The sequence below is a fragment of the Micrococcus sp. APC 4021 genome (assembly GCF_030407635.1).
In the GTDB taxonomy this organism is placed as follows: Bacteria; Actinomycetota; Actinomycetes; order Actinomycetales; family Micrococcaceae; genus Micrococcus; species Micrococcus luteus.
Genome location: NZ_JASDCZ010000226.1, coordinates 1 through 991 on the forward strand (window position 1 = coordinate 1; position 991 = coordinate 991).

Consider the following 991-nt stretch of genomic DNA (forward strand, 5'->3'; position numbering starts at 1 on the left):
GGTGGTCTGCGTCACACTCAATCTTGTCTCCTCGCGATGAAGTGATGGCCCAGATCGTACGCTGAAGACGAAGAACTGCGGCATGCCGAGCCATAGACTGGAGCCATGGTCGGCCCGTCTCTGTTCTCCCGTCTGGCGTCGACGCTCCTGCACCCGCTCGCCCCGCAGGACGTCCTCAGCCTGCTCGACCCCGTGCACTCCTCGCGGCAGCTGCGCGGCGTGGTCACCTCCGTGACGCGCGAGACGCCCGGCACCGCCACCATCGCCTTCCGCCCGGGCCCGGGCTGGCGGGCCCACGACGCCGGCCAGTGGGCCCGCATCGGGGTGGACGTGGACGGCGTGCGCCAGTGGCGCTCCTACTCGCTCTCCGCTCCCGCGGGCGCCGACCCCGAGATCACGGTGTCCGACATCGGCCTCGTCTCCGGCACGCTCGTGCGCCGCACGAAGCCCGGCGACGTCCTGTTCCTCGACGTCCCCGAGGGCGACTTCACCCTCCCGGACGAGCCGCGCGCCCTGCTGATGCTCACGGCCGGCTCGGGCCTGACCCCGGTGATGTCCATGATCCGCACGCTCGTGCCGGCCCGCGCGGACGCCGACGTCGTGCTCATCCACTCCTCCCGCACCCCCGAGGACGCCCTGTTCCGCGAGGAGCTCGCCGAGCTGGCCGACCAGTTCCCGGGCCTGCGCGTGGTGCACCGCCACACCGCGGACGAGGGCCGCCTGGACCTGTCCTCCCCCGCCGAGCTCGAGGACCTGTGCCCCGACTGGCGCGACCGGGCCGCCTACGCGTGCGGCCCCGCCGAGTTCCTCGACGACGCCGAGGACCTCTGGCGGCGCGAGGCCGGCGAGGACCTGCGCATCGAGCGCTTCCGTGCGGACTTCGCGGCGGGCGTGGCCGGCGCGGGCGGCCGCGTGGTGTTCGAGCACGCCGACGCCGAGGCCGACGCTCCCGGTGACGTGCCGCTGCTGATCGTGGCCGAGGAGGCCGGCG

The 991-nt window shown here is 73.8% G+C and carries 1 protein-coding gene; it reads left to right on the forward strand.

Annotation, left to right across the window (positions count from 1 at the left end):
• Window positions 1–105: 105 nt before the first annotated feature.
• Window positions 106–991, forward strand: an 886-nt coding sequence (locus QL983_RS11320; RefSeq protein WP_290153072.1) for a ferredoxin reductase, incomplete at its 3' end; no start/stop codon positions are given.